Source organism: Thioclava marina (assembly GCF_002020135.1).
Taxonomy (GTDB): domain Bacteria; phylum Pseudomonadota; class Alphaproteobacteria; order Rhodobacterales; family Rhodobacteraceae; genus Thioclava; species Thioclava marina.
Map to the genome: position 1 here is coordinate 599,177 of NZ_MPZS01000003.1, position 20,483 is coordinate 619,659.

Annotated in this window: 17 protein-coding genes; 14 read left to right on the forward strand and 3 right to left on the reverse strand. The window is 63.3% G+C overall.

Annotated features, from left to right (window positions below; translation table 11 throughout):
- Nucleotides 1-173 precede the first annotated feature (173 nt).
- The 6 genes from BMG00_RS17030 (at nt 174) to BMG00_RS17055 (ending at nt 7,030) form a co-directional block, all read left to right on the forward strand.
- The gene (locus tag BMG00_RS17030; protein WP_146642688.1) at nt 174-1,124 is read left to right on the forward strand and encodes a cytochrome ubiquinol oxidase subunit II family protein; all 951 of its coding nucleotides are present in this window, start codon (nt 174-176) and stop codon (nt 1,122-1,124) included.
- Entirely contained in the window at nt 1,121-3,184 is a 2,064-nt protein-coding gene (locus tag BMG00_RS17035; RefSeq protein WP_078575236.1) for a cbb3-type cytochrome c oxidase subunit I, read from the forward strand. Before BMG00_RS17030 ends, BMG00_RS17035 begins: the two co-directional genes overlap by 4 nt.
- Nucleotides 3,181-3,813 (forward strand): cytochrome c oxidase subunit 3, encoded by a 633-nt coding sequence (locus tag BMG00_RS17040; RefSeq protein ID WP_245795075.1) that lies wholly within the window; start codon nt 3,181-3,183, stop codon nt 3,811-3,813. Before BMG00_RS17035 ends, BMG00_RS17040 begins: the two co-directional genes overlap by 4 nt.
- Nucleotides 3,810-4,172: a cytochrome o ubiquinol oxidase subunit IV gene (locus BMG00_RS17045; protein ID WP_078530513.1), complete on the forward strand. Its 363-nt coding sequence runs from the start codon at nt 3,810-3,812 to the stop codon at nt 4,170-4,172. Before BMG00_RS17040 ends, BMG00_RS17045 begins: the two co-directional genes overlap by 4 nt.
- Before the next feature lie 502 nt (nt 4,173-4,674).
- Nucleotides 4,675-6,387 (forward strand): tetrathionate reductase family octaheme c-type cytochrome, encoded by a 1,713-nt coding sequence (locus BMG00_RS17050; protein WP_078530583.1) that lies wholly within the window; start codon nt 4,675-4,677, stop codon nt 6,385-6,387.
- Nucleotides 6,380-7,030, forward strand: coding sequence for a cytochrome b/b6 domain-containing protein (locus tag BMG00_RS17055; protein ID WP_078575238.1), 651 nt, complete (start codon nt 6,380-6,382; stop codon nt 7,028-7,030). The genes BMG00_RS17050 and BMG00_RS17055 overlap by 8 nt, the downstream gene beginning before the upstream one ends.
- Nucleotides 7,031-7,403: 373 nt before the next feature.
- Here BMG00_RS17055 and BMG00_RS17060 read toward each other — a convergent pair whose 3' ends face one another.
- A complete protein-coding gene (locus BMG00_RS17060) occupies nt 7,404-8,780 on the reverse strand; it encodes a dipeptidase (RefSeq protein ID WP_078575239.1) in 1,377 nt (458 codons plus the stop codon).
- Nucleotides 8,781-9,003: 223 nt separating this feature from the next.
- Here BMG00_RS17060 and hemA point away from each other — a divergent pair, with 223 nt between their 5' ends.
- From hemA to BMG00_RS17080, 4 genes are all read left to right on the forward strand, one after another.
- Complete coding sequence (gene hemA / locus BMG00_RS17065; protein WP_078575241.1) at nt 9,004-10,233, forward strand: 5-aminolevulinate synthase; 1,230 nt, start codon at nt 9,004-9,006, stop codon at nt 10,231-10,233.
- Between the two features lie 107 nt (nt 10,234-10,340).
- On the forward strand, nt 10,341-11,594 hold the full coding sequence (locus BMG00_RS17070) for a helix-turn-helix domain-containing protein (protein WP_078575243.1): 1,254 nt from the start codon (nt 10,341-10,343) through the stop codon (nt 11,592-11,594).
- Between the two features lie 101 nt (nt 11,595-11,695).
- Entirely contained in the window at nt 11,696-12,817 is a 1,122-nt protein-coding gene (gene ispG / locus BMG00_RS17075; RefSeq protein WP_078575245.1) for a flavodoxin-dependent (E)-4-hydroxy-3-methylbut-2-enyl-diphosphate synthase, read from the forward strand.
- Between the two features lie 153 nt (nt 12,818-12,970).
- A complete protein-coding gene (locus BMG00_RS17080; protein WP_078530507.1) occupies nt 12,971-13,669 on the forward strand; it encodes a DUF1236 domain-containing protein in 699 nt (232 codons plus the stop codon).
- A gap of 360 nt (nt 13,670-14,029) precedes the next feature.
- Here BMG00_RS17080 and mepK read toward each other — a convergent pair whose 3' ends face one another.
- Nucleotides 14,030-14,584: a peptidoglycan L,D-endopeptidase MepK gene (mepK, locus tag BMG00_RS17085; protein ID WP_078530506.1), complete on the reverse strand. Its 555-nt coding sequence runs from the start codon at nt 14,582-14,584 to the stop codon at nt 14,030-14,032.
- 343 nt (nt 14,585-14,927) lie between these two features.
- Between mepK and BMG00_RS17090 the strand changes: the two genes are divergently transcribed.
- Genes BMG00_RS17090 through BMG00_RS17105 form a run of 4 tightly spaced genes read left to right on the forward strand, consistent with a single transcriptional unit; the run spans nt 14,928 to nt 19,214 of the window.
- Entirely contained in the window at nt 14,928-16,568 is a 1,641-nt protein-coding gene (locus tag BMG00_RS17090; RefSeq protein WP_078575246.1) for a L,D-transpeptidase family protein, read from the forward strand.
- Between the two features lie 50 nt (nt 16,569-16,618).
- Nucleotides 16,619-17,719: a UDP-3-O-(3-hydroxymyristoyl)glucosamine N-acyltransferase gene (locus BMG00_RS17095; protein WP_078575247.1), complete on the forward strand. Its 1,101-nt coding sequence runs from the start codon at nt 16,619-16,621 to the stop codon at nt 17,717-17,719.
- A gap of 8 nt (nt 17,720-17,727) precedes the next feature.
- Nucleotides 17,728-18,009 carry an acyl carrier protein gene (locus tag BMG00_RS17100; protein ID WP_078530503.1) on the forward strand — a complete coding sequence of 94 codons (282 nt, stop codon included), beginning with the start codon at nt 17,728-17,730 and terminating at the stop codon, nt 18,007-18,009.
- Complete coding sequence (locus BMG00_RS17105; RefSeq protein WP_078575248.1) at nt 18,009-19,214, forward strand: beta-ketoacyl-[acyl-carrier-protein] synthase family protein; 1,206 nt, start codon at nt 18,009-18,011, stop codon at nt 19,212-19,214. Before BMG00_RS17100 ends, BMG00_RS17105 begins: the two co-directional genes overlap by 1 nt.
- A gap of 68 nt (nt 19,215-19,282) precedes the next feature.
- On the opposite strand, the gene BMG00_RS17110 is transcribed toward BMG00_RS17105, so the two are convergent.
- Nucleotides 19,283-20,008, reverse strand: a complete 726-nt coding sequence (locus BMG00_RS17110) for an invasion associated locus B family protein (protein WP_078575249.1) — start codon at nt 20,006-20,008, stop codon at nt 19,283-19,285.
- Nucleotides 20,009-20,483: the final 475 nt, after the last annotated feature.

The following is a 20,483-nucleotide window of genomic DNA, read 5'->3' on the forward strand; positions in this document are numbered from 1 at the left end:
CGGTTTCGCGACAGGTTGTAGTAAAAACAATTGCTTACGCGCCAAGGTGCGACATTTTGTCAAGTTCGTTTGACCTGCCTTTTCCCGCCCTAGCTCGAAAAACATCGCGCGGGACGGGAGCCCTCGCGGCTCTTCAGCCCCGCGCCAATAAGAGGGAATAGGAAAGGTATTCCGTGTTGTTCCATGACCTATACAAGCGGCCAAGCCGCTATGCTGTTCCGGCCCTGATGGCCGTGACGGCCGTGTGGCTTTCGGGCTGCGCAGAAAACGGGGTGATGACCCCGCTCGGCCCGGTGGCGGCCGGGGAACGTTCGCACCTGATCAGCTTCTTCCTGTGGATGTTGCCGATCTCTCTGCCGCTTCTGGTCGGCACGCCCTGGATCGCCCTGCGCTATCGCCGGCGCGGCGGCAAGGGCAAGTACGATCCGAACTGGTCGCACTCGGTCGCGGCCGAGACCGCGATCTGGGGTGGCGCCACGCTCACCTTCCTCATCGTCGGCTGGCTCACCTGGGGCCACGTGATGGGGGAAGATCCCTACAAGCCCACGGGCAAGGATCCGATCCATGTTCAGGTGATCGGTTCCGAATGGAAATGGATGTTCATCTATCCCGACAAGATGGCCACCGTGAACAAGCTGGTCCTGCCGCAGCACACGCCGGTCGTGTTCGACATCACCGCCACCGGCGCGATGCAGAGCTTCTGGATCCCCCGCCTGGCCGGTCAGATCTACGCGATGCCCGGCATGGGCACGAAAATGAACCTCACCACCGGCGACACGTCCGAGATCTTCGGCTTCAACAGCCAGTTCAATGGTGCGGCCTTCCCGCTCGACAAGTTCGAAGTCGATGTCGTGACGAAGGAGCAGTACGACGCCTTCCTGCAAGAGCCCAAGCATCCCTGGGCCCAGCTCGAAGCCGCGTTCAAGAAAACCGCGACCTGGTCGGGGCCCGAGCTCTTCGAGCCGCCGATGAAGGATTACTGGATGAAAGTGATGATGAACCCCTCCATCGCGACCGATGGCGGTGCCGCGATCCTGCCTGACAACTCGCCCGCCCAGAAGGCCATCGACAAGGCGATCAATCAGGATCTGCATCTTTCGCAACTCAACGGGGGCGCGCAATGAGTATCCTTGGCAGCCTTGATCTGAACGATGTCTTCATCGTTCCCTTTCTGAAGGAGCCGACGCTCTCGACCGGCATCGCCGCCGGGGCGGGGGGCATCGTGGTCCTCGGCGCGCTCGCCGTGGCGCTGCTGCTCACCGTCAAGGGCTGGTGGAAACCGCTCTGGAGTGAATGGCTCACCTCGCTCGATCACAAGAAGATCGGCGTGATGTATGTCGTACTCGCCGCGATCATGCTGATCCGCGGCGTGCTCGAGGCGGTCGTGATGCGGGCCCAGCAGGTTTCGCCCGCACCGGGCTTCCTCTCGGTCGAACACCATGCCGAGCTGTTCTCGACCCATGGCACGATCATGATCTTCTTCGTGGCGATGCCCTTCCTGACCGGCGTGATCAACGTCGTCATGCCGCTCCAGATCGGCGCGCGTGACATGGAGTTCCCCTTCATGAACGCGGTCTCGCTCTGGCTGTCGGTGGGCGGTGCCGCACTGGTCATGGCCTCGCTTGTGGTCGGTCATTTCGAAACCGGCGGCTGGACGGCCTATCCACCCTATACGGGCATCAAGCTCTCGCCGAATGAGGGGGTGGATTACTGGATCTGGTCGCTCGCGCTGACTTCGGTCGGCACGACGCTCTCGGGGATCAACTTCGCGGTGACGATCTACAAGCAACGCGCCCCAGGTATGGACCTGATGAAGATGCCGATCTTCGCCTGGACGACGCTGTGCACGGCGATCCTGATGATCTTCGCGATGATGCCGCTGACCGTGGCCTCTTTCATGCTGGCGCTTGACCGTCACGCGGGCTTCCATTTCTTCACGGCCAGCAATGGCGGGAACATGATGAATTTCGCCAACATGTTCTGGCTCTTCGGCCACCCGGAAGTCTACATCCTGATCCTGCCGGCCTTCGGTGTGTTCTCGCACGTGATCCCGACTTTCTCGGGCAAGAAGCTCTATGGCTACACCTCGCTCGTCTGGGCGACGATCGCGATCGCGGTCCTGTCCTTCACGGTCTGGGTGCACCACTTCTTCACCATGGGCCAGACGGCAAACCTCAACGCCATCTTCGGCATCGCCACGATGACGATCGGTGTGCCGACCGGCGTGAAGGTCTTCAACTGGCTGCTGACGATGTGGCGTGGCAAGCTGCGCTTCTCGACGGCGATGCTGTTCTCGGCGGGCTTCATGTTCACCTTCGTCATCGGTGGGATCACGGGCGTCATGCTCGCCAACCCGACGATCGACTTCGCGACGCATAACTCGCTGTTCCTGGTGGCGCACTTCCACAACATGCTCATCCCGGGCCTGTTGTTTGGCATGTTCGCGGCCGTGAACTACTGGTTCCCGCTCGCCTTCGGCTTCCGCCTGGACGAGACCTGGGGACGCCGGAGCTTCTGGTTCTGGATGATCGGCTTCTACCTCGCCTTCATGCCGCTCTATGCGATCGGTCTGATGGGCGCGCCGCGCCGCATGGCTTTCTTCACCGATCCGGCCTATTTCCCCTGGCTCGTTGTCGCGATGATCGGGGCGCTGTGCGTGCTCGCGGGTCTGACCTCGCAAGTCATCCAGATCTGGGTCTCGGTGAAGAACCGCGAAAGCCTGATGGTGCCTGCGGGCGATCCCTGGGATGGCCGTGGCCTCGAATGGTCGCTGGGCTGCCCGGTGCCGGAATACGACTTCACCACCGTTCCGCACATCACCTCGCGTGAGCCCTGGGTCGATGCGAAAGCCGCCGGCAAGCGCGTGATGGATCCGACCGAGTTCGTCGACATCCACCTGCCCAAGCCGACCGGCATGCCGATCCTCGTGGCTGGCGTGGCGACGGTGGGCGCGTTCGCCCTGATCTTCGAGATGTGGCTGATCGCGGCGGTATGCTTCGTGGCGATGTGGGTGCTGGTGCTGATCCGCTCCTACGACACCGATTGGGAAGAAACCATCACCGCCGAGGAACTGCGCGAGGGCTACGAAGCCCATAAGCGCCTCGTCGAAACCACGCCGAAAGTGTCGCTCGACGATGAATTCACCTCGAAAAATCGCGGTCTGATCCTGGAGGAAGCGGTATGAGCGCAACGATGACCAATACGGGGGCGGCGGGTCACTCCGCCCCCCACGATCACGGCCACCACGACAAGACGAGCACGGTGATCTTCGGCTTCTGGATCTTCCTGATGTCGGATCTCATCGCCTTCTCGCTTATGATCGCGAACTACGCCGATGCCGAATGGCACGGCATCGCGAACGGGCCGAGCCCGCATGAGCTGTTCAGCCTTGGCCTGCCCACGATCGAGACCATGGCGCTGCTGATCTCGACCTTCACCTTCGGCCTTTGCACGTTGGGGATGAAATACGGCGCCTCGATGAAGCGCACGGTCGGTTGGCTGGTGCTGACGCTGGCGCTTGGCGCGATCTTCCTCGGCATCGAACTCTACGAGTTCCACGAGTTCTGGACCGAGGGCAACACGCCGCAGGTGTCGGGCTTCCTGACCGCGTATTATTCGTTGGTCGGGCTGCACGGTCTGCACGTCACCTCGGGCATCATCTGGGGGATCATCCTGATGGTCCAGATGAAGCATTTCGGGATGAATGACCTGCTGAAATCGCGCCTCGTGCGGCTGGGCCTGTTCTGGCACATGCTCGACATCGTCTGGATCGCTCTGTTCACCAAAGTCTACCTGATGGGGGTGCTGTCATGAGCCATATCAATTCCGACAAGGGCATGGACTCGGGCGAATACAAGCACGCGATGGCGCGCTATGTCTGGGGCTTCGCGCTCTCGGTGGTGCTCACGCTGGCAGGTGTCGTGATCGCCGGTGGCGGGGTGTTCGGGGCGTCGCTCGCCTGGAGCATCGTCGGCATCCTCGCCATCGCGCAGCTCGTCATCCAGTTCTGGGCTTTCATGCACGTGGACCTGTCGCAAGATGCGCGCCCGGATCTCTATCTGGTGATGTTCACCTTCGTGATCATCATCCTGATGGCCGCGGGCACCGTCTGGGTTCTGGCCGATCTGGCGAGCCGCATGGGCATGGGCGCGGGCGGCATGACCGGGATGTAAAACCCAAGAAGGGCAGGGCTCAGAGACCTGCCGAGCAGAAAAGACGAACGCGGGCAGGGGAACTGCCCGCGTTTTTTTGTGGTCTGGGGCTTGCCGCGGGAAGAGCCGATGGCCTGCGTTACTCTAACCGGGATCTCAGACCACTCCGCTGGTGCTTCCTCGACGCCCAGGGAGCATCGACTGGCCAAGATGACACCGTCGTCGGGCCGTGTCGGCAAGGGTGGCGTCGGCTTCCGCCCTCCCAAGGTTTCGTCGTTCCAGCACGGGCTCGGATGATCCATGGCGGAGCATGCCGCGCCGGTGAGGTCGCGATGCCCGCGCACGCCCGGTGCCCGCCTGCGCCGCGCCGCAGGTCAGCAAAGGCTGGGCGAGAACGTAGGATTTCGTAAATCTTGATGCGACAGAAAGTCACGTAAGCTTCACGATATGTCGCATGTCCGTGATACGATCGTTCACGCTAAGGAAAGTGTACTGCCTGAAAGCTTAGCCTATCGGAGTGCTGATGAGACAGACCGCGTTGCGGATCACGGCAATCGTCTCGACCGTGATTTGGGCCCAGTTTCCTGCTTACGCCCAGGAAAGCTCGGCCGGGGAGGAGACGCCCGCACTCGGCGCCCAGTCGAAGCCCGACGCTTCGAAGGCCGCCCATATGAGCGATCCGGTGAAAGATCTCACTGCGGATCACTCGAAATTCGACATTCTCAAGGGGCCTTTCGCCTCTGGTTCGGAAGTGACCGCGGCCTGCCTGTCGTGCCACACCGAAGCGGGCAATCAGGTCATGCATTCGGTGCACTGGAAATGGGAGTACCAGAACGAGGTCACCGGCCAGACGCTCGGCAAGGCGCATGAGATGAATGCGTTTTGCGGCAACGTCGCCTCGAACGAGGTGCGCTGCACGAGCTGTCACACGGGCTATGGCTGGACCGATGTGCGCCAGCCGATGCCGGACGACCCGACCAAGGTTGACTGCCTCGTGTGCCATGACAAATCGGGCCAGTACACCAAACAGGACAACCTCGCCGGCGAACCGCCGCTCGAGCCGGTCGCGGAAGGTGCCAAGACGATCACCGGTGCAACGGCGACAGCCGTCGATCTGGTGAAGGCCGCGCTTTCGGTCGGTCCGCCTCCCGGGCGCGACAATTGCGGCAACTGCCACTTCTATGGCGGCGGCGGCGACAACGTGAAGCATGGCGATCTCAGCTCGGCGCTGTTCAACCCTGCGCGCGATGTCGACGTGCACATGTCCCCTGACGGCGAGAACTTCGCCTGCGAGACCTGCCACGTCTCGGACAAGCACGTCTTCGAGGGCTCGCGCTACGAGACCGATGTCGTGGACCCGCATCCCGATCGCATGGCGGGCTCGGCCCATGATGCGGCGGCCTGCCAGTCGTGCCACACCGACACGCCGCATAAAGGCCCCAATCCGCTGATCGCGGCCAAGCTCAACGACCATACCGATACGCTCGCCTGTCAGACCTGCCACATCCCGAGCTTCGCGCGCGGCGGCGTCGCCACGAAGACGGTCTGGGACTGGTCGACGGCGGGCAAACTCAAGGACGGCAAGCCCTATCACGAAGAGGGTTTCACCCAGTCCGACGGCAAGCAATTGCACACCTACATGTCGCAAAAGGGCGATTTCGAATGGGGTGAGAACGTCACGCCCTATTACGCCTGGTCGAATGGCGAGATGACCTACACCCTGCCCGAAGAGAAGATCGACCCCACGAAAGTCGTCGAGATCAACAAGATCGGCGGCAATCCGGGCGGCGAAGACAGCCGGATCTTCCCCTTCAAGCGCATGGTCGGCACGCAAGCCTATGACAAGCAGCGTGACGTGCTTCTCTACAACCACGTCTACGGGCCCGGCGACGGCACCGCGCTGTGGTCCTATTTCGACTGGGAGAAATCGCTCCAGGCTGGGATGGACTATGTCGGTCTCGAATATTCGGGCGATTTCGGCTTCGTGCATACCTACATGTACTGGCCGATCACCCATATGGTCGCGCCCAAGGAAGACGCGCTGGTCTGCGAGAGCTGCCACGCGCAGGACGGCCGCATGGCCAATCTCGCCGGTATCTACGTGCCGGGCTCCGGGATCAATCTCGGCGGCAAGCTCGGGCTCGCGGTGTTCCTGCTGGCGCTGCTGGGCGTGCTCGGGCATGGGGCGCTGCGCGTGATCAGTCGCGGCAAGAACAAGGGAGGCCACCATGGCTGAGCATTGCGTCAAGGTTTACAGCCGATTCAACCGGCTCTGGCACTGGTCGCAGGTCGGCTCGATCATGCTGCTGTTCTTCACCGGCGCGCGGCTTCTGGGCCTGCACACGATCATGCCCTTCGGGCTTGCGGTCATGGTGCATACGGTGGTGGCGCTGGCGCTGTTGCTGCTCTGGGCCTTCGCGACCTTCTGGCTCTTCACCACGGGGGGCTACAAGCAGTTCATCCCGCGTCTGGCGGGCATGTGGGAGGTCGGGCGCTTCTATGCCTATGGAGTATTCAAGGGCGAAGAGCATCCTTACGTGAAAAGCTACGAGCGGCGTCACAACCCGCTCCAGGCCGCGTCCTATTTCGCGCTCAAGATGATGCTCTTTCCGGCGATCTGGATCTCGGGACTGGCCTATCTGAGCTACGGCTTCTGGGACCACCTCGACGGTGGATCGTTCTGGCTGGAGATCATCGCGAATTTCCACGTCCTCGCCGCCTTCGCGATCGCGAGCTTCGTGGTGATCCACGTCTACCTGCTGACGATCGGCCATGGGTTCCGCCAGCACGTGCGCCCGATGGTTTCGGGCTACGAGAAGGTGGAGCTCACGCCGGAGGCCGAGGCCTATTTCCGTCAACAGGGCCGCCTGCTCGACTGAGCGTTTCCGAACGCAGATCACTGAGAAGGCCCCCGGATTTCCGGGGGCCTTTTCGTTTTGCAGACCCCGTGGAGAAGGCGACGAGATCGGTCGCCGGATGTCGGCAGATCGGGACGGGGAGGGGGCGCTTGCCCCCGTCGCCGGAGGGCGACAAATCATGATCGGGGAGGGGGTGCCGCCTCCGTCGCCGGAAGGCGACAAATCATGACCGAGCAGGGGGCTCTGCCCCCGTCGCGCTTGCGCGCGCCTCCCCCGAGATATTTGGGTCAAGAAGAAGGGGGGCGTGTCGTGGGTGGACGAGACGTTCTCGCAGAGGGGCTCCGATGGTTTGCGCGATACTCGGCAATGGGTGCGGAGCCCCCCGGGAGGCTGCTTACTTTGCGATCCGGTCGAGGATGCGCGCCCAGGAGCGGATGCCTTTGTGGAAGCTCTTCACGTCGTATTTCTCGTTCGGCGAGTGGATCGCGTCGTCATCATTGGCAAAACCGACGAGCATAGCATCCATGCCCAGGATCGACTTGAAGTAATAGCCGATCGGGATCGAGCCGCCCATGCCGACGATCACCGCCTCGCGGTTCCATTCGTCCGAGAGCGCCTGGCGGGCGGCCTCGAATTCAGGGCGCGAGGTGTCCATTACCGAGGCGGGGGCGCCGTCGAGATCATTGTCCCAGGTGACGGTCGCATCGACTGGCAGGCGGTCTTCGACATGTTTGCGCAGCTTGCGGCGGATCTCGGCGGGATCCATGTCGCCCACGAGGCGGCAGGTGATCTTGCAATGCGCCTCGGCCGGGATCACGGTCTTGGAGCCCGCGCCCTGATAGCCGCCCCAGAGCCCGTTGATCTCGAGGGTCGGGCGCGCCCATTGCTGTTCGAGTGTGGTGTAGCCGGTCTCGCCATGCGCGACCGTCATGCCGGCGTGGTCGAGATACTCTTTTTCATCGAAACCGCAGGTCTTCCAGGCGTCCAGCTGCTCGGGCGGGACTTCGTGCACGCCTTCGTAGAAGCCTTCGACGGCGACGCGGCCCTTTTCATCGTGGAAGCTCGCGATGATCTTGGAAATCTCGCGCAGCGGGTTGAGCGCGGGACCGCCGTAATGGCCCGAATGCAGATCGATGCGCGGCCCGTGCAGCGTGAATTCGTCCTTGAGCATCCCGCGCAAGCTGCCCGCGATCGAGGGCACACCGGGCGAGACCATCGAGGTATCACAGATCAGCGCCAGATCGCAGGTCAGCTCGTCGCGATTGGCCTCCATGAAGGGAACGAGCGAGGGAGAGCCCGATTCCTCTTCGCCCTCGAGGAAGATCGTGAGATTGCCGGGCAGGGCGCCGTTCACGGCCTTGTAGGCGCGGCAGGCCTCGATGAAGGTCATCAGCTGGCCCTTGTCGTCCGAGGCGCCGCGGGCACGAATGACCTTGCCGTTCGGCGTGTCTTGCAATTCCGGCTCGAAGGGCGGGGTCTTCCACAGCTCCAGCGGGTCCACCGGCTGCACGTCATAATGGCCGTAGAACAGCAGACGCGGGCCGTCGCCTTGCGAATGCGCCACCACCATCGGATGGCCGGGCGTCTCCCGCAGACTGGCGTCGAAACCCAACGATTCCAGTTCCTTGACCAGCCACTCGGCGGCGTCCCTGGTCTCGGCCATGTAAGCCGGATCGGTCGAGATCGAGCGGATCCGCAGCAATGCGAAAAGCCGCTCCATCGCGGCGTCCAATCCGGTGTCGATCTCGGTGAGAACCTCGTTCAATGCCATTGCAGGCCTCCTTTGTTTTGGCCAGAGCCTAGGGCTGTGCGCGGCACTGTCCAGAGGGGCTGACGCGAGGGCGGGACAAATTGTGAAAACTGAATGTTTGCTTTTAATGTCTCTTTGCGACATTTTGGCCCTTCAGGGAGAGGAATTTGACATTTATCAATGTCGCGCATTGCGTCGCCCGGTAGGGCAGACCTAGCGAACAGTCATGCAAGGGAAGTACGAGATGGATTACGACCGCGCACTCGATCAGGCGATTGGCAAGCTGCACGAGGAGGGCCGCTACCGCGTCTTTATCGATATCGAGCGTGAGAAGGGCAATTTTCCGCACGCGGTCTGGACCAAGCCGGACGGGTCGAAGCAGGATATCACCATCTGGTGCGGCAACGACTATCTGGGCATGGGGCAGCACCCGGTCGTGCTCAACGCGATGCATGAGGCGCTCGATGCGACCGGTGCGGGCTCGGGCGGGACGCGCAACATCTCGGGGACCACGGTTTACCACAAGCGGCTGGAGCGCGAGATCGCGGATCTGCACGGGAAAGAGGCGGCGCTGGTCTTCTCCTCGGCCTATATCGCCAATGACGCGACGCTGAGCACGCTGCCGAAGCTGTTCCCCGGCCTGATCATCTATTCCGACGAGCTGAACCACGCCTCGATGATCGAGGGCATCCGCCGCAATGGCGGGGCCAAGCGCGTCTTCCGTCACAACGATGTGGCCCACCTGCGCGAGCTTCTGGCCGCCGATGATCCGGCAGCGCCGAAGCTGATCGCCTTCGAGTCGGTCTATTCGATGGATGGCGATTTCGGTCCGATCTCGGAGATTTGCGATCTCGCCGAGGAATTCAACGCGCTGACCTATCTCGACGAGGTGCACGCGGTGGGCATGTACGGCCCGCGCGGCGCCGGTATCGCCGAGAAGCTGCGCGAGATGCATCGCATCGACATCTTCAACGGCACGCTGGGCAAGGCGTTCGGCGTCTTTGGCGGCTATATCGCGGCGTCTGCCAAGATGGTCGATGCCGTGCGCTCCTACGCGCCGGGCTTCATCTTCACCACGTCCCTGCCGCCGGCGATCGCCGCGGGTGCCGCCGCCTCGATCGCCTTCCTCAAGACCGCGGGGGGGCAGGAGCTGCGCGACAAGCAGCAGCTGCATGCGAAGATCCTCAAGATGCGCCTGAAAGGCATGGGGATGCCGATCATCGACCACGGCTCGCATATCGTGCCGGTCATCATCGGCGACCCCAAGCACACCAAGGCGCTCTCGGATATGCTGCTGGAAGAGTTCGGCGTCTATGTTCAGCCGATCAACTTCCCGACCGTGCCGCGCGGGACGGAGCGTCTGCGCTTCACCCCCTCGCCGGTGCACGATACGGGCATGATCGACGGGCTGGTGAAGGGCATGGACGCGCTCTGGTCGCGCTGTGAGCTAAATCGCGCCGAAGCCTCGGCGTGAACTCAATCGGCGCGTGCGCGCCTCTCTGGCTTGTGATAGGTCTTTCTTAATCGAAACGGGTAACGCCCGCGAATCGAGACTGGCGAAAAAAGGCAGGGACAGGCGGCATGATCGGGCGGAGGGCTAAACCTTCGACGCAGGACGAACTCAAACCCAAAGGGTTTGACGATTTCGAGCTGCGCCTAGGTGATGTGATGCGCGGCGAGCGGGCAACGCTCGCCAAATCGCTCCTCGACGTCCAGCGTGAACTCCGCATCAAGGCCGCCTATATCGCCGCCATCGAGAGCTGTGATGTCGAGGCGTTCGATACGCCCTCCTTCATCGCGGGTTATGTGCGTTCCTATGCGCGCTATCTCGGGCTCGACCCGGAATGGGCGTTCCAGCGGTTCTGCGCCGAGGCTGGCTATTCGCCCGCCCATGGCATGTCCGAAGCCGCCTCCGGTCCCAAGCCGCAGCGCCACCCGAAAGATGTGGCCGAAGCCCTCGCGAATCCGGCTTTCGTTCCGAAGAAGGAATCTCTTCTTGCCAAGATCGAGCCGCGCGCGGTCGGGGCGCTGATGGTGCTTGCGCTGATTGCGGGCGGTATCGGCTATGGCGGCTGGACGGTTCTGCAAGAGGTCCAGCGCGTACAGCTCGCCCCGGTCGATCAGGCCCCGGGCGTGGTGGCCGATCTCGATCCGCTCGACTCGGTCGAGGAGGGCCCGCAGATGGCTCAGGCCGACGACACCTTGCCCGTGATCGCCCAACCCGAGCGGACGAGCCGTATCTACCGTCCGGCGGTGCTCGACGCGCCGGTGCTGATCTCGCGCGACGGGCCTATCGCCTCGATCGATCCGAACGCGACCGGCGCGCTGGCAGGGACAGGCATGGGCGCTGCCGCCCCGGCTCTTACCCCGAGCCTTGCCTCGATGACCCCGACAAACTCGGCTGCGCCGCAGATTGCCTCCGTGGCTGGCCCCGAGAACGCGATCCAGTCCGCCGTCGCCAAGGCGCTCGGCGCGGACAAGCCCGAGGTCGTCGTGATGGCCGTGCGCCCGTCCTGGGTGCGGATCAACTCGGCCGATGGTTCGACCATCTTCGAGAAGGTCATGGATGCGGGCGAGCGCTATGTGCTGCCCAAGCTCGAAGAGCCCGCGTCGATGCGCACGGGCGAATCCGGCGCGATCTATTTTGCGGTCAACGGCGTGACCCATGGCCCGGTCGGCAAGCGCGGCGAGGTGACCAAGAACATCACGCTTTCGCCCGAGCATCTCGATGAAAGCTACCCGGTGGCCGATCTCAACCAGGATAAGGATCTTGCGAAGATGATCGCCGTGGCCGATGCGGGCGATACCGCAGCCCCCGCCGCCGATCCGCAATAAGCCCCGACCCGATCGGTCGCAGTCACGATCCAGCCCGGCCCGTTGCACAGCAGCGGGCCTTCGCCTATCAGAGAGGCGAAACCCGCGAAGGAGCGTTCACGATGTCTCTCAACCCGGTCCGCCCGTGGCGCAACATCTACCGCCGCAAATCCCGTCAGATCATGGTCGGCAACGTGCCGGTCGGGGGCGATGCACCGATCTCGGTGCAGACGATGACCAATACCGACAGCTCGGATGTCCGCGCGACGCTTGAGCAGGTGATCCGCGCCGCCGATGTGGGCGCCGATATCGTGCGCGTCTCGACGCCCGATGAATCGAGCACCCGCGCGCTCAAGGAGGTCTGCCGCGAAAGCCCGGTGCCGATCGTGGCCGACATCCATTTCCACTACAAACGCGCCATCGAGGCGGCGGAGGCGGGGGCGGCCTGCCTGCGCATCAACCCCGGCAATATCGGCGACGAGAAGCGCGTGGCCGAGGTCGTGCGTGCGGCCAAGGATCACGGCTGTTCGATCCGCATCGGCGTGAACGCCGGGAGCCTCGAGAAACACCTGCTGGAGAAATACGGCGAGCCATGCCCCGAGGCGATGGTCGAGTCTGCGATGGATCATATCCGCATTCTCGAGGATCACGACTTTCACGAATACAAGATCTCGGTGAAGGCCTCGGATGTGTTCCTCGCCGCCGCTGCCTATCAGGGCATTGCAGAGGCCACGGACGCGCCGATCCACCTTGGCATCACCGAAGCAGGCGGGCTGATGGCGGGCACGGTCAAATCCGCGATCGGGCTCGGGAACCTGCTCTGGATGGGCATCGGCGACACCCTGCGCGTTTCGCTCTCGGCCGATCCGGTCGAGGAGGTGAAGGTCGGTTTCGAGATCCTCAAGTCGCTTGGCCTGCGCACACGCGGCGTCCAGATCATCTCTTGTCCGTCCTGCGCGCGTCAGGGGTTCGACGTGATCAAGACCGTCGAGGCGCTCGAAAAGCGGCTCGAACATATCAAGACTCCGATGAGCCTGTCGATCATCGGCTGCGTGGTGAACGGTCCCGGCGAGGCTCTGATGACCGATATCGGTTTTACCGGCGGCGGGGCCGGATCGGGCATGGTTTACCTCGCAGGCAAGCAGGATCACAAACTCTCCAACGACCAGATGATCGACCATATCGTTGAAATCGTTGAGAAAAAGGCGGCCGAGATAGAGGCCGAGCAAGCCGCCGCGGAATAGGCGGATACACGCCGGGGTCTGTCGGAACCCCTCTCTTCACGGGCTCGTGATCACGTTTTTGAGGAACGGATCCGGGCCCGACTTCATTTCGATCCTCACAGACTGAAAGCGGCCGCCCACATTGGCGGTCAGGGTAGAAACGGAGGAAATTCCATGACCCGTAAACTCGGTATCGTTCTCGCGGCTGCGGCCAGCACGACCTTTCTCACCGGCGCGGCATTCGCCCAGTCCAATCCGCCGCTGATGGCGACCGCCCAGGGCGCGTTCGAGCTCCATTCGGGTGCGGCCCCGCAATCCATGGTCATCGAGACCGTCGAGGCAGGCTCGACCGTGATGGTCGAAGGGTGCCTTCCCGATGGCGTGACCTGTAAGGTCAATGTCGATGGCAAGCCCGGCTGGGCGCCGGCGGCCGCTCTCGGGGTGATGGTTGACGGTCAGGTTGCGCTTCTGTCGAGTGCTCCCCAGACGGTGACGATCAAACAGATCGAAGTGCCCGCCGATACGGCCAACAAGGATGGTCAGGGCGCGGCTGCTGTCGCTGGCGCTGCGGCCGGTGGTGCCGCTGGTGCGGCCCTGGGTGGTCCGGTCGGCGCGGTGATCGGTGCTCTGGTCGGCTCGGCCTCCGTCGGGGCTGCCGCCAAACCGGAACCCGCGACCATCACCTGGGTCGAGAAGCACCCGGTCGCCCCCGTCTACCTGACCGGCGATCTGGAACCCGGCGTCGTGGTGCCCGACGTGGTGGCGCTGACCCCGGTGCCCGACAGCACCTATTCCTACGTCAACATCAACGACAAGACCGTCTTCGTGAACCCCGATACCCGCGCGGTCGTCTATGTCGTCCCCGCCCAGTAAAGGGCAGATATGAGAACGGAAAAGCCGGCGCACCCTCGCGCCGGCTTTTTCATGCTCCGGGCTTCATGCTTCGAAAGCGGGATGTTGTGTCGCGTTGGCGGATCGGGTCGGGAAATCGGGGCGCTGCGCCCGTCGCAGAATGGCGACAATCAAGTTCGGTCAGGGGGCGCTGCCCCCGTCTCCTGCGGAGACTCCCCCGAGATATTTGGGTCAAGAAGAAGCGGGTTTCTCTTCTTCTTGATGAAAATATCTCGGGGGTGATGGCCGAAGGCCAGAGGGGGCAGCGCCCCCTTTTTCGGGTTGTCGAATGAACGACGCCGCCCGGAGGCGGCGTTGGGTAATCTTCGGAGGTGGCCTGGATCAGGCGCCCCAGTGGCGGACCGGGCCGCAATCCATATGCACGAAGTTCGAGCGCGAGTACTTGCCGACGCCGCCGGCGTGGCAGGCGCTCGCGGCTTTGAACATCTGGCTCACCGAGCGCGATTTCAGGCGCAGATCGGTGGCCTGACCCTTCATGTGCAGCGAGTTCTTCGCCACACCCTTCGAGTGCGAGCGCAGCATCGCGTTGGTCTTCGGCGAGCGGTAGCCCGACAGCAGCATATAGGGCTCGTTCACATCCATCAGGTTGTGGGCGGCGGCCGCGATGTCGATGGTGCGAGCGTCGATGGTCTTGATCTGGTTGGTGCGCCAGTCGCGCGCGAAATAGGAGATCTCTTTCAGAGCGTCCGGGATATATTCGCCCTCGATCCAGTAGACGGTGTCGAGGCTTTCGCCGGTTCGGCCGTTATACATCCGGATCCGTCGAATGTCGCCTGCACCCTTCAGAAGACCGAAAGCGTTGCTCATGGTCGGCGCTGCCGTCACCATGGTCGCGGCAAATGCACCCAAAAGGCCGCGCCGGGAGATCGTCGTCATCGCAAAAATCCTGTGTTCGCCTGTCTCTCGATTTTCTTCCGCCCTGTACCGGGCGGCTACATCGACTTGTTAACCCCATAACATGAGATTGTTATGGCATAGCGACTTCTCTGGATAAAGAATCGATTTGCCACAGAGGGGCGCGCGCCCGGAAAATCGGCAAGAATCTGCTCGTTCCATTGGCGTTTGCCTCTCTCGCAGGCTGTTGCGGCGTTGCATCTCTCGGCTGATCTTTTGATCGGGGGCCGGGGCGGAGGCTGGCGGTGCCAAAGCTTGTCTGGACAGCAGCGGTGAAGTCTGGAAATTCTGGAGGAGATTTCAGGTTTTGTGCGGGTAGGGGTTTATGACGGTATTTCTCCGATCGATGGGTCTGGCGGTTTCGCTCACGGGGCTGGCGATGACGGCCGGGGCGCAGGGCACGGCTCAGATCGCCGCGCAGGGGGCGATGTCGCCGCTGACCGGGGTCGAGCTGTCGGGGTTTACACAGGCCGTCGCCGAAGCCGCATCACAAACGCCTGCGCTGGCCGCGTTTTACGCCGCGCGCGATTATCGCCCGATCTGGACGTCTGAAGCGGACGCGGAACGGCGCGCGGCCTTCCTGCGCGCGCTCGACGTGTCGGACCTGCAGGGCTTGCCCAAGGCTCATTACGCTCCCGACGCGCTGCGGGCCGATTTCGCCTCCGTTCAGTCCGAACGCCAGCGCGGCCTGCTCGAGGTGAAACTGAGCAAGGTTTTTCTCGATTACGCCCATGACGTGTCGCATGGCGTGCTCGAGCCACATAAGGTGATCGCGGATATCAAGCGCGAGCCGCATCGCAGCGATCCGCAGGCGCGCATCGCGGGGTTCGCAGCCTCCGGCAATCCCGCGCTCTTCCTGCGCGAGCTGGCACCGCAGATGCCGCAATATGCCCAGTTGATCAAGGCGCGGCTCGATCTCGAGGCAGAGATCGCGGCGGGCGGCTGGGGCCCGGCGGTTCCCGGCAAGAAACTTGAGCCCGGCGATACCGGCGAAGCGGTCATCGCGCTGCGCGACCGGCTTCAGGCGATGGGCTATCTCGGGCGCTCGGCCTCGGCGAGCTATGACGGCGAAATCCAGAAAGCCGTGCAGGCCTTTCAGGCCGATCAGGGGCTGAGCCCTGACGGAATCGCGGGGGCGGGCACGCTGACGGAAATCAATCGCTCGCCGGAAGAGCGGATGAAATCGATCCTCGTCGCTCTCGAACGCCTGCGTTGGATGAATGGCACCGATTTTTCGGGGCGCTATATCTGGGTGAACATCACCGATTTCTCGGTCCGGGTGATCGACGATGGAAAGACGACCTTCCGCTCGGTGACGGTGGTGGGGCAGAACAGTTCGGACCGGCGCACCCCCGAATTCTCCGACGAGATGGAGATGATGGTCATCAACCCGACCTGGAATGTTCCGCGCTCGATCGTGACGAAGGAATACCTGCCCCAGATGAAGCGCAATCCGAACGCGGCGGGCCAGTTGCAGCTGATCGACTCGCGCGGGCGCGTGGTGCCGCGCGGCGCCGTGAATTTCTCGGCCTATAATGCGAAGAACTTTCCCTTCGCGATGAAACAGCCGCCCTCGAGCCGCAATGCGCTGGGGCTGGTGAAATTCCTGTTTCCGAATCCCTGGAATATCTACCTGCACGACACGCCTTCGAAGTCGCTGTTCCAGAAAGAGACCCGTGCCTTCAGCCATGGCTGTATCCGGGTGGGGGATCCCTTCGATCTGGCCTATGTGCTGCTTGGCGCGCAAAGCAACGATCCGCAGGCCGAATTCAAGCGCATCCTGAACACGGGTCGCGAGACCACGGTGCCTTTGAAAAAGCATGTTCCGGTGCACCTGGTCTATTACACCGCCTGGCCGACGGCCTCGGGCCATGTCGAATACCGGCGCGATGTCTATGGGCGCGATGCGACCCTGTTCCAGGCACTTGAGCAGGCCGGGGTGGAATTGGCGGCGCAGGACAGCTAAATCTCTGGCGAACGGGGCGCAATGCCCCGCAAGCCACGAGAGGATCGGCAATGTCCCAGACCATCGAGCAAATCGCGAAGGCGCTTGAGGCGACGGCCGAGGGCGATCTGTCGATCGCGGTCACCGGGGCGTCCGAGCCTGCAAGCGCCACCCCGGATCAGCTTGCGCTGGCGATGAGCGAGAAATATGCCGAAGGGCTGCGCAGCGGTCAGGCACGGGCGGCGCTGCTTTGGGAGGGCGCGGACTGGCGCAGCTACGGGCTGGAGGCGGCGATTTTCGTCACACGGCCGCGGCTCGCGATGGCGGGGCTGTCGAAAGCCTTCGACCCCGGTCCCGTAGTCGCCCCCGGCGTCCATCCGAGCTGCGTGATCGATCCTTCCGTCGAGATTGGTGAAGGCGCGGCGATCGGGCCGTTCACGGTGATCGGCAAGGGCGTGACCATCGGGCCGAATGCCCGCATCGTGGGGCAGGTCACGATTGCCGAAGAGGCGCGGATCGGAGCGGATGCGCTGATCTATCCCGGCGCGCGGATCGGGGCGCGGGTGGTGATCGGCGATCGCTTCATCTGCCAGCCCGGCGCGGTGATCGGTTCGGACGGGTTTTCCTTCGTGACGCCCGAGCCCTCGGGGGTTGAAGAAATTCGCACAACCCTCGAACAACGCACGGAAATCACCGAGCAGAAATGGACCCGTATCCATTCGCTCGGAACCGTCGAGATCGGGGACGATGTCGAGATCGGCGCCAATGCCTGTATCGACCGTGGCACGGTGCGCGCGACCGCGATCGGCTCGGGCAGCAAGCTCGATAACATGGTCCATATCGGCCATAATGTGCAGGTGGGCGAGGATTGCCTGCTCTGCGGTCAGGTCGGCATCGCGGGCTCGACGAAGATCGGCGACCGGGTGGTGCTGGCGGGGCAATGCGGCGTGTCCGACAATATCATCGTCGGCGATGACGTGATCGCGGCAGGCGGCACCAATATCTACACCAACGTCCCCAAGGGGCGCACGATCTGGGGCAGCCCGGCGGTGAAGATGGAAACGCAGCTAGAGATCAACAAATCGCTGCGGCGTCTGCCAAGATTGTTTGGACAAATCGCCGAGCTTCGGGAAACTGTTACGAAGCTCACGCAGAAAGGCGGCACGGAGTAACGCCACAGATGAGGCCAGACGTGCAGGACCAGGTTTTCTCGATCATCGCTCGCGAAGCCCTTCGCGATCCCAGTGAACTGAGCGCCGAGATGACGCTCGAAGAGCTCGGCCTCGACAGCCTCGGGCTCGTCGAGGTGATCTTCGCCATCGAAGAGACGTTCGACGTCTCGGTGCCCTTCAACGCCAATGAGCCCGCCGCGACCCAATTCGACATGTCCTCGGTCGGTGCGATCGTGACGGCGGTCGAGCGCCTGATCACGGGTGACAGCCCCTCCAGCGCCGTCGCCTGATGCGACGGGTAGTGATCTCGGGGGCAGGCACGATCAATGCGCTTGCCGAAGGGGTCGCGCAGACGCAGGCCGCGATGGAAGCGGGGCGCTGCGCGATTGGGGATCTCGAGTTTCGCGACGTCGAACGGCTGAGCATCCGCATCGGTGCGCAGATCAAGGGCTATGACGCGAGCGCGCGCTTTACCGCGCAGGAACTCGCGCTTTACGACCCGTTCACTCAATATGCGCTGATCGCGGGTGCCGAGGCGATGGCGCAGGCGGGGCTGGAGCGCGCGCCCGACCCAAACCGCTGGGGCTGTATCATCGGCTCGGCAGGTGGCGGGCACACGACCGCGAACAACGCCTATCGCGCGGTCTTTGCCGAAGGGAAGAACCGGGTCCACCCGCTGACCGTGCCGAAGCTGATGGGCAATGCGGCGCCGTCGCATCTCGCGATCCGCTTCGGGCTTCAGGGGCCGAGTTTCACCGTATCCACGGCCTGCGCGAGCTCCAACCACGCGATCGGGCTGGCCTTTCAGATGGTGCGCTCGGGCATGGTCGAGGGGATGCTCGCGGGCGGGGCCGAGGCGATGCTGAATTTCGGTGGGCTCAAGGCCTGGGAAGGGCTGCGCGTGATGTCGCCCGATGGCTGCCGCCCGTTCAGCGCTTCGCGCAACGGGATGGTGCAGGGCGAGGGAGCGGGCGTCTTCGTGATCGAGACGTTCGAAAACGCGCAGGCTCGTGGGGCGGAACCGCTCGCGGAGATTGCAGGTTTCGCGATGACCTCGGATGCGACCGATGTGGTGATGCCCTCGCTCGATGGCGCTGCGGCGGCGATCTCGGGGGCGTTGGCCGATGCCGGGATGGCGCCCGAGGAAGTCGGTTATATCAATGCGCATGGGACGGGGACGGCGGCGAATGACAGGATCGAGACGGCAGCGATCCGTCAGGTCTTTGGTCCGTCAGCCGAGAATGTGCCGATCAGCGCGACCAAGGCGATGCACGGTCATTGCATCGGCGGGACCGGCGCTGTGGAGCTGTTCGCCTGCCTGATGGCGCTGCGGGAGGGCGTGATTGCGCCCACGATCGGCTATGACGCGCCCGATCCCGCGTGCGATCTCGATTATGTGCCGAATGTCGCGCGGCGCGCGGATGTCGGGGCTGCGCTCTCGAATGCGTTCGCCTTTGGTGGCCTCAACGCGGTGCTCGCGCTGCGCCGGACCTGAAAACGCCGCGCTGGGTGCAGCGCGGCGTTCAATCTTATCAATGCCTTGTCAGGCAAAGCGCACCCGGATCACTTGACCGCGCCGCTTTCCTCGTTGGCCTTCACGACCGCGTCGAACCCGGCGGTGAAGCCCGAGAGCGAAATCGTCGCGCTGACCTTTTCGGTCGGGGCGGCCAGCGGCACGATGGTGATCGTCGCCTTGTTGCCCTTCTTGAAGGAGTCGAGATCTTCCTGGGTCAGGCCGATACGGGCAAAGCAGCCCATCGGCTGACAGAAGGTGAACGGGTAGACCTGCGGCTTGGCGCCATCGACCGAGAGCAGCAGGTTCTGGGTCAGCAGCGTGTCGAGCGGGACCATGATCGTCGCACCCGCGACCGCCTTGCCGCCCTTGGGCAGACCGAAGAGCGAGATATCCGCGACATTGCCGCCCTGGTTGTTCTTGATCACCTGGTAAATCTGGCAGGGATCCTTGCCGTCCGGCGCTTTGATGCACTGAAGCTCCCAATCGCCATAGGTGCCCTTGGTGTAGCTTTGCGGCTGGGCCGGGGCGGCCGGTTGCGGAGCGGTTGCGCCGTCGACGGTCGCGTCGGGGGCGGGCTGACCGTTCGCAGCCGCATCCGGGGCGGGCGCTTCGGTCGTGGCTTCGGGCGCCGGGGCCGTCGCACCATCGACCGCCGTCTCGCCGCTCGCGGCCGGGGCGGCCGTGTCGGGCGTTGCGGTCGTGTCCTGCGCCCAGGCACCCTGAGCGAGGCCGAGGGCAAGCGCGAATGCGAGCGGTTTCGTCAGTTGAGACATGGTAACTCTTCTCCTGAAACTCTTCGGCCAGAGGCTTAACATGGGCGCACGCGACTGTCAGGCGCGAAATCTGCCGCAGCGTTCACGGATCGGCGGTAAGATGCCACAGTTTCGTGAGGCTGCCACTCAGAGCCGCTTCTGCCTGCGGAACATGGTGCGCGCCCGGGGCTGCATCGCACAGGCGAAATCCCCGGAAATATGAAAGGGGCCCCAAGCGGAACCCCTTCCTTGTTTCCCCCTGTCGGACTGGCCGACTTCATCATTGCGGGCACGCTAGATCGGAATTTTTCACAGGTCAACAGGCAAAATTGAACACTCGTGACGGTCCCCCAAGCCCTTGCCGCGGCTCGAAAAAGACCGCGCCGAATTGGCGCGGCCAGTCTGACAGGGAGGAAGTGCCCCACGCCGGAAACGAAGCGCGTCGCGGGACAGGAACAGACTGGCGCAAAAGGGTTAAATGAGTATTGTCGGGACA

Excerpts from the sequence above, each read along its gene's own strand:
- BMG00_RS17035 (WP_078575236.1), top strand. The coding sequence starts at position 1,121 with ATGAGTATCCTTGGCAGCCTTGATCTGAACGATGTCTTCATCGTTCCC.
- BMG00_RS17040 (WP_245795075.1), top strand. The coding sequence starts at position 3,181 with ATGAGCGCAACGATGACCAATACGGGGGCGGCGGGTCACTCCGCCCCC.
- BMG00_RS17045 (WP_078530513.1), top strand. The coding sequence starts at position 3,810 with ATGAGCCATATCAATTCCGACAAGGGCATGGACTCGGGCGAATACAAG.
- BMG00_RS17050 (WP_078530583.1), top strand. The coding sequence starts at position 4,675 with ATGAGACAGACCGCGTTGCGGATCACGGCAATCGTCTCGACCGTGATT.
- BMG00_RS17055 (WP_078575238.1), top strand. The coding sequence starts at position 6,380 with ATGGCTGAGCATTGCGTCAAGGTTTACAGCCGATTCAACCGGCTCTGG.
- BMG00_RS17060 (WP_078575239.1), bottom strand. The coding sequence starts at position 8,780 with ATGGCATTGAACGAGGTTCTCACCGAGATCGACACCGGATTGGACGCC.
- hemA (WP_078575241.1), top strand. The coding sequence starts at position 9,004 with ATGGATTACGACCGCGCACTCGATCAGGCGATTGGCAAGCTGCACGAG.
- BMG00_RS17070 (WP_078575243.1), top strand. The coding sequence starts at position 10,341 with ATGATCGGGCGGAGGGCTAAACCTTCGACGCAGGACGAACTCAAACCC.
- ispG (WP_078575245.1), top strand. The coding sequence starts at position 11,696 with ATGTCTCTCAACCCGGTCCGCCCGTGGCGCAACATCTACCGCCGCAAA.
- BMG00_RS17080 (WP_078530507.1), top strand. The coding sequence starts at position 12,971 with ATGACCCGTAAACTCGGTATCGTTCTCGCGGCTGCGGCCAGCACGACC.
- mepK (WP_078530506.1), bottom strand. The coding sequence starts at position 14,584 with ATGACGACGATCTCCCGGCGCGGCCTTTTGGGTGCATTTGCCGCGACC.
- BMG00_RS17090 (WP_078575246.1), top strand. The coding sequence starts at position 14,928 with ATGACGGTATTTCTCCGATCGATGGGTCTGGCGGTTTCGCTCACGGGG.
- BMG00_RS17095 (WP_078575247.1), top strand. The coding sequence starts at position 16,619 with ATGTCCCAGACCATCGAGCAAATCGCGAAGGCGCTTGAGGCGACGGCC.
- BMG00_RS17100 (WP_078530503.1), top strand. The coding sequence starts at position 17,728 with ATGAGGCCAGACGTGCAGGACCAGGTTTTCTCGATCATCGCTCGCGAA.
- BMG00_RS17105 (WP_078575248.1), top strand. The coding sequence starts at position 18,009 with ATGCGACGGGTAGTGATCTCGGGGGCAGGCACGATCAATGCGCTTGCC.
- BMG00_RS17110 (WP_078575249.1), bottom strand. The coding sequence starts at position 20,008 with ATGTCTCAACTGACGAAACCGCTCGCATTCGCGCTTGCCCTCGGCCTC.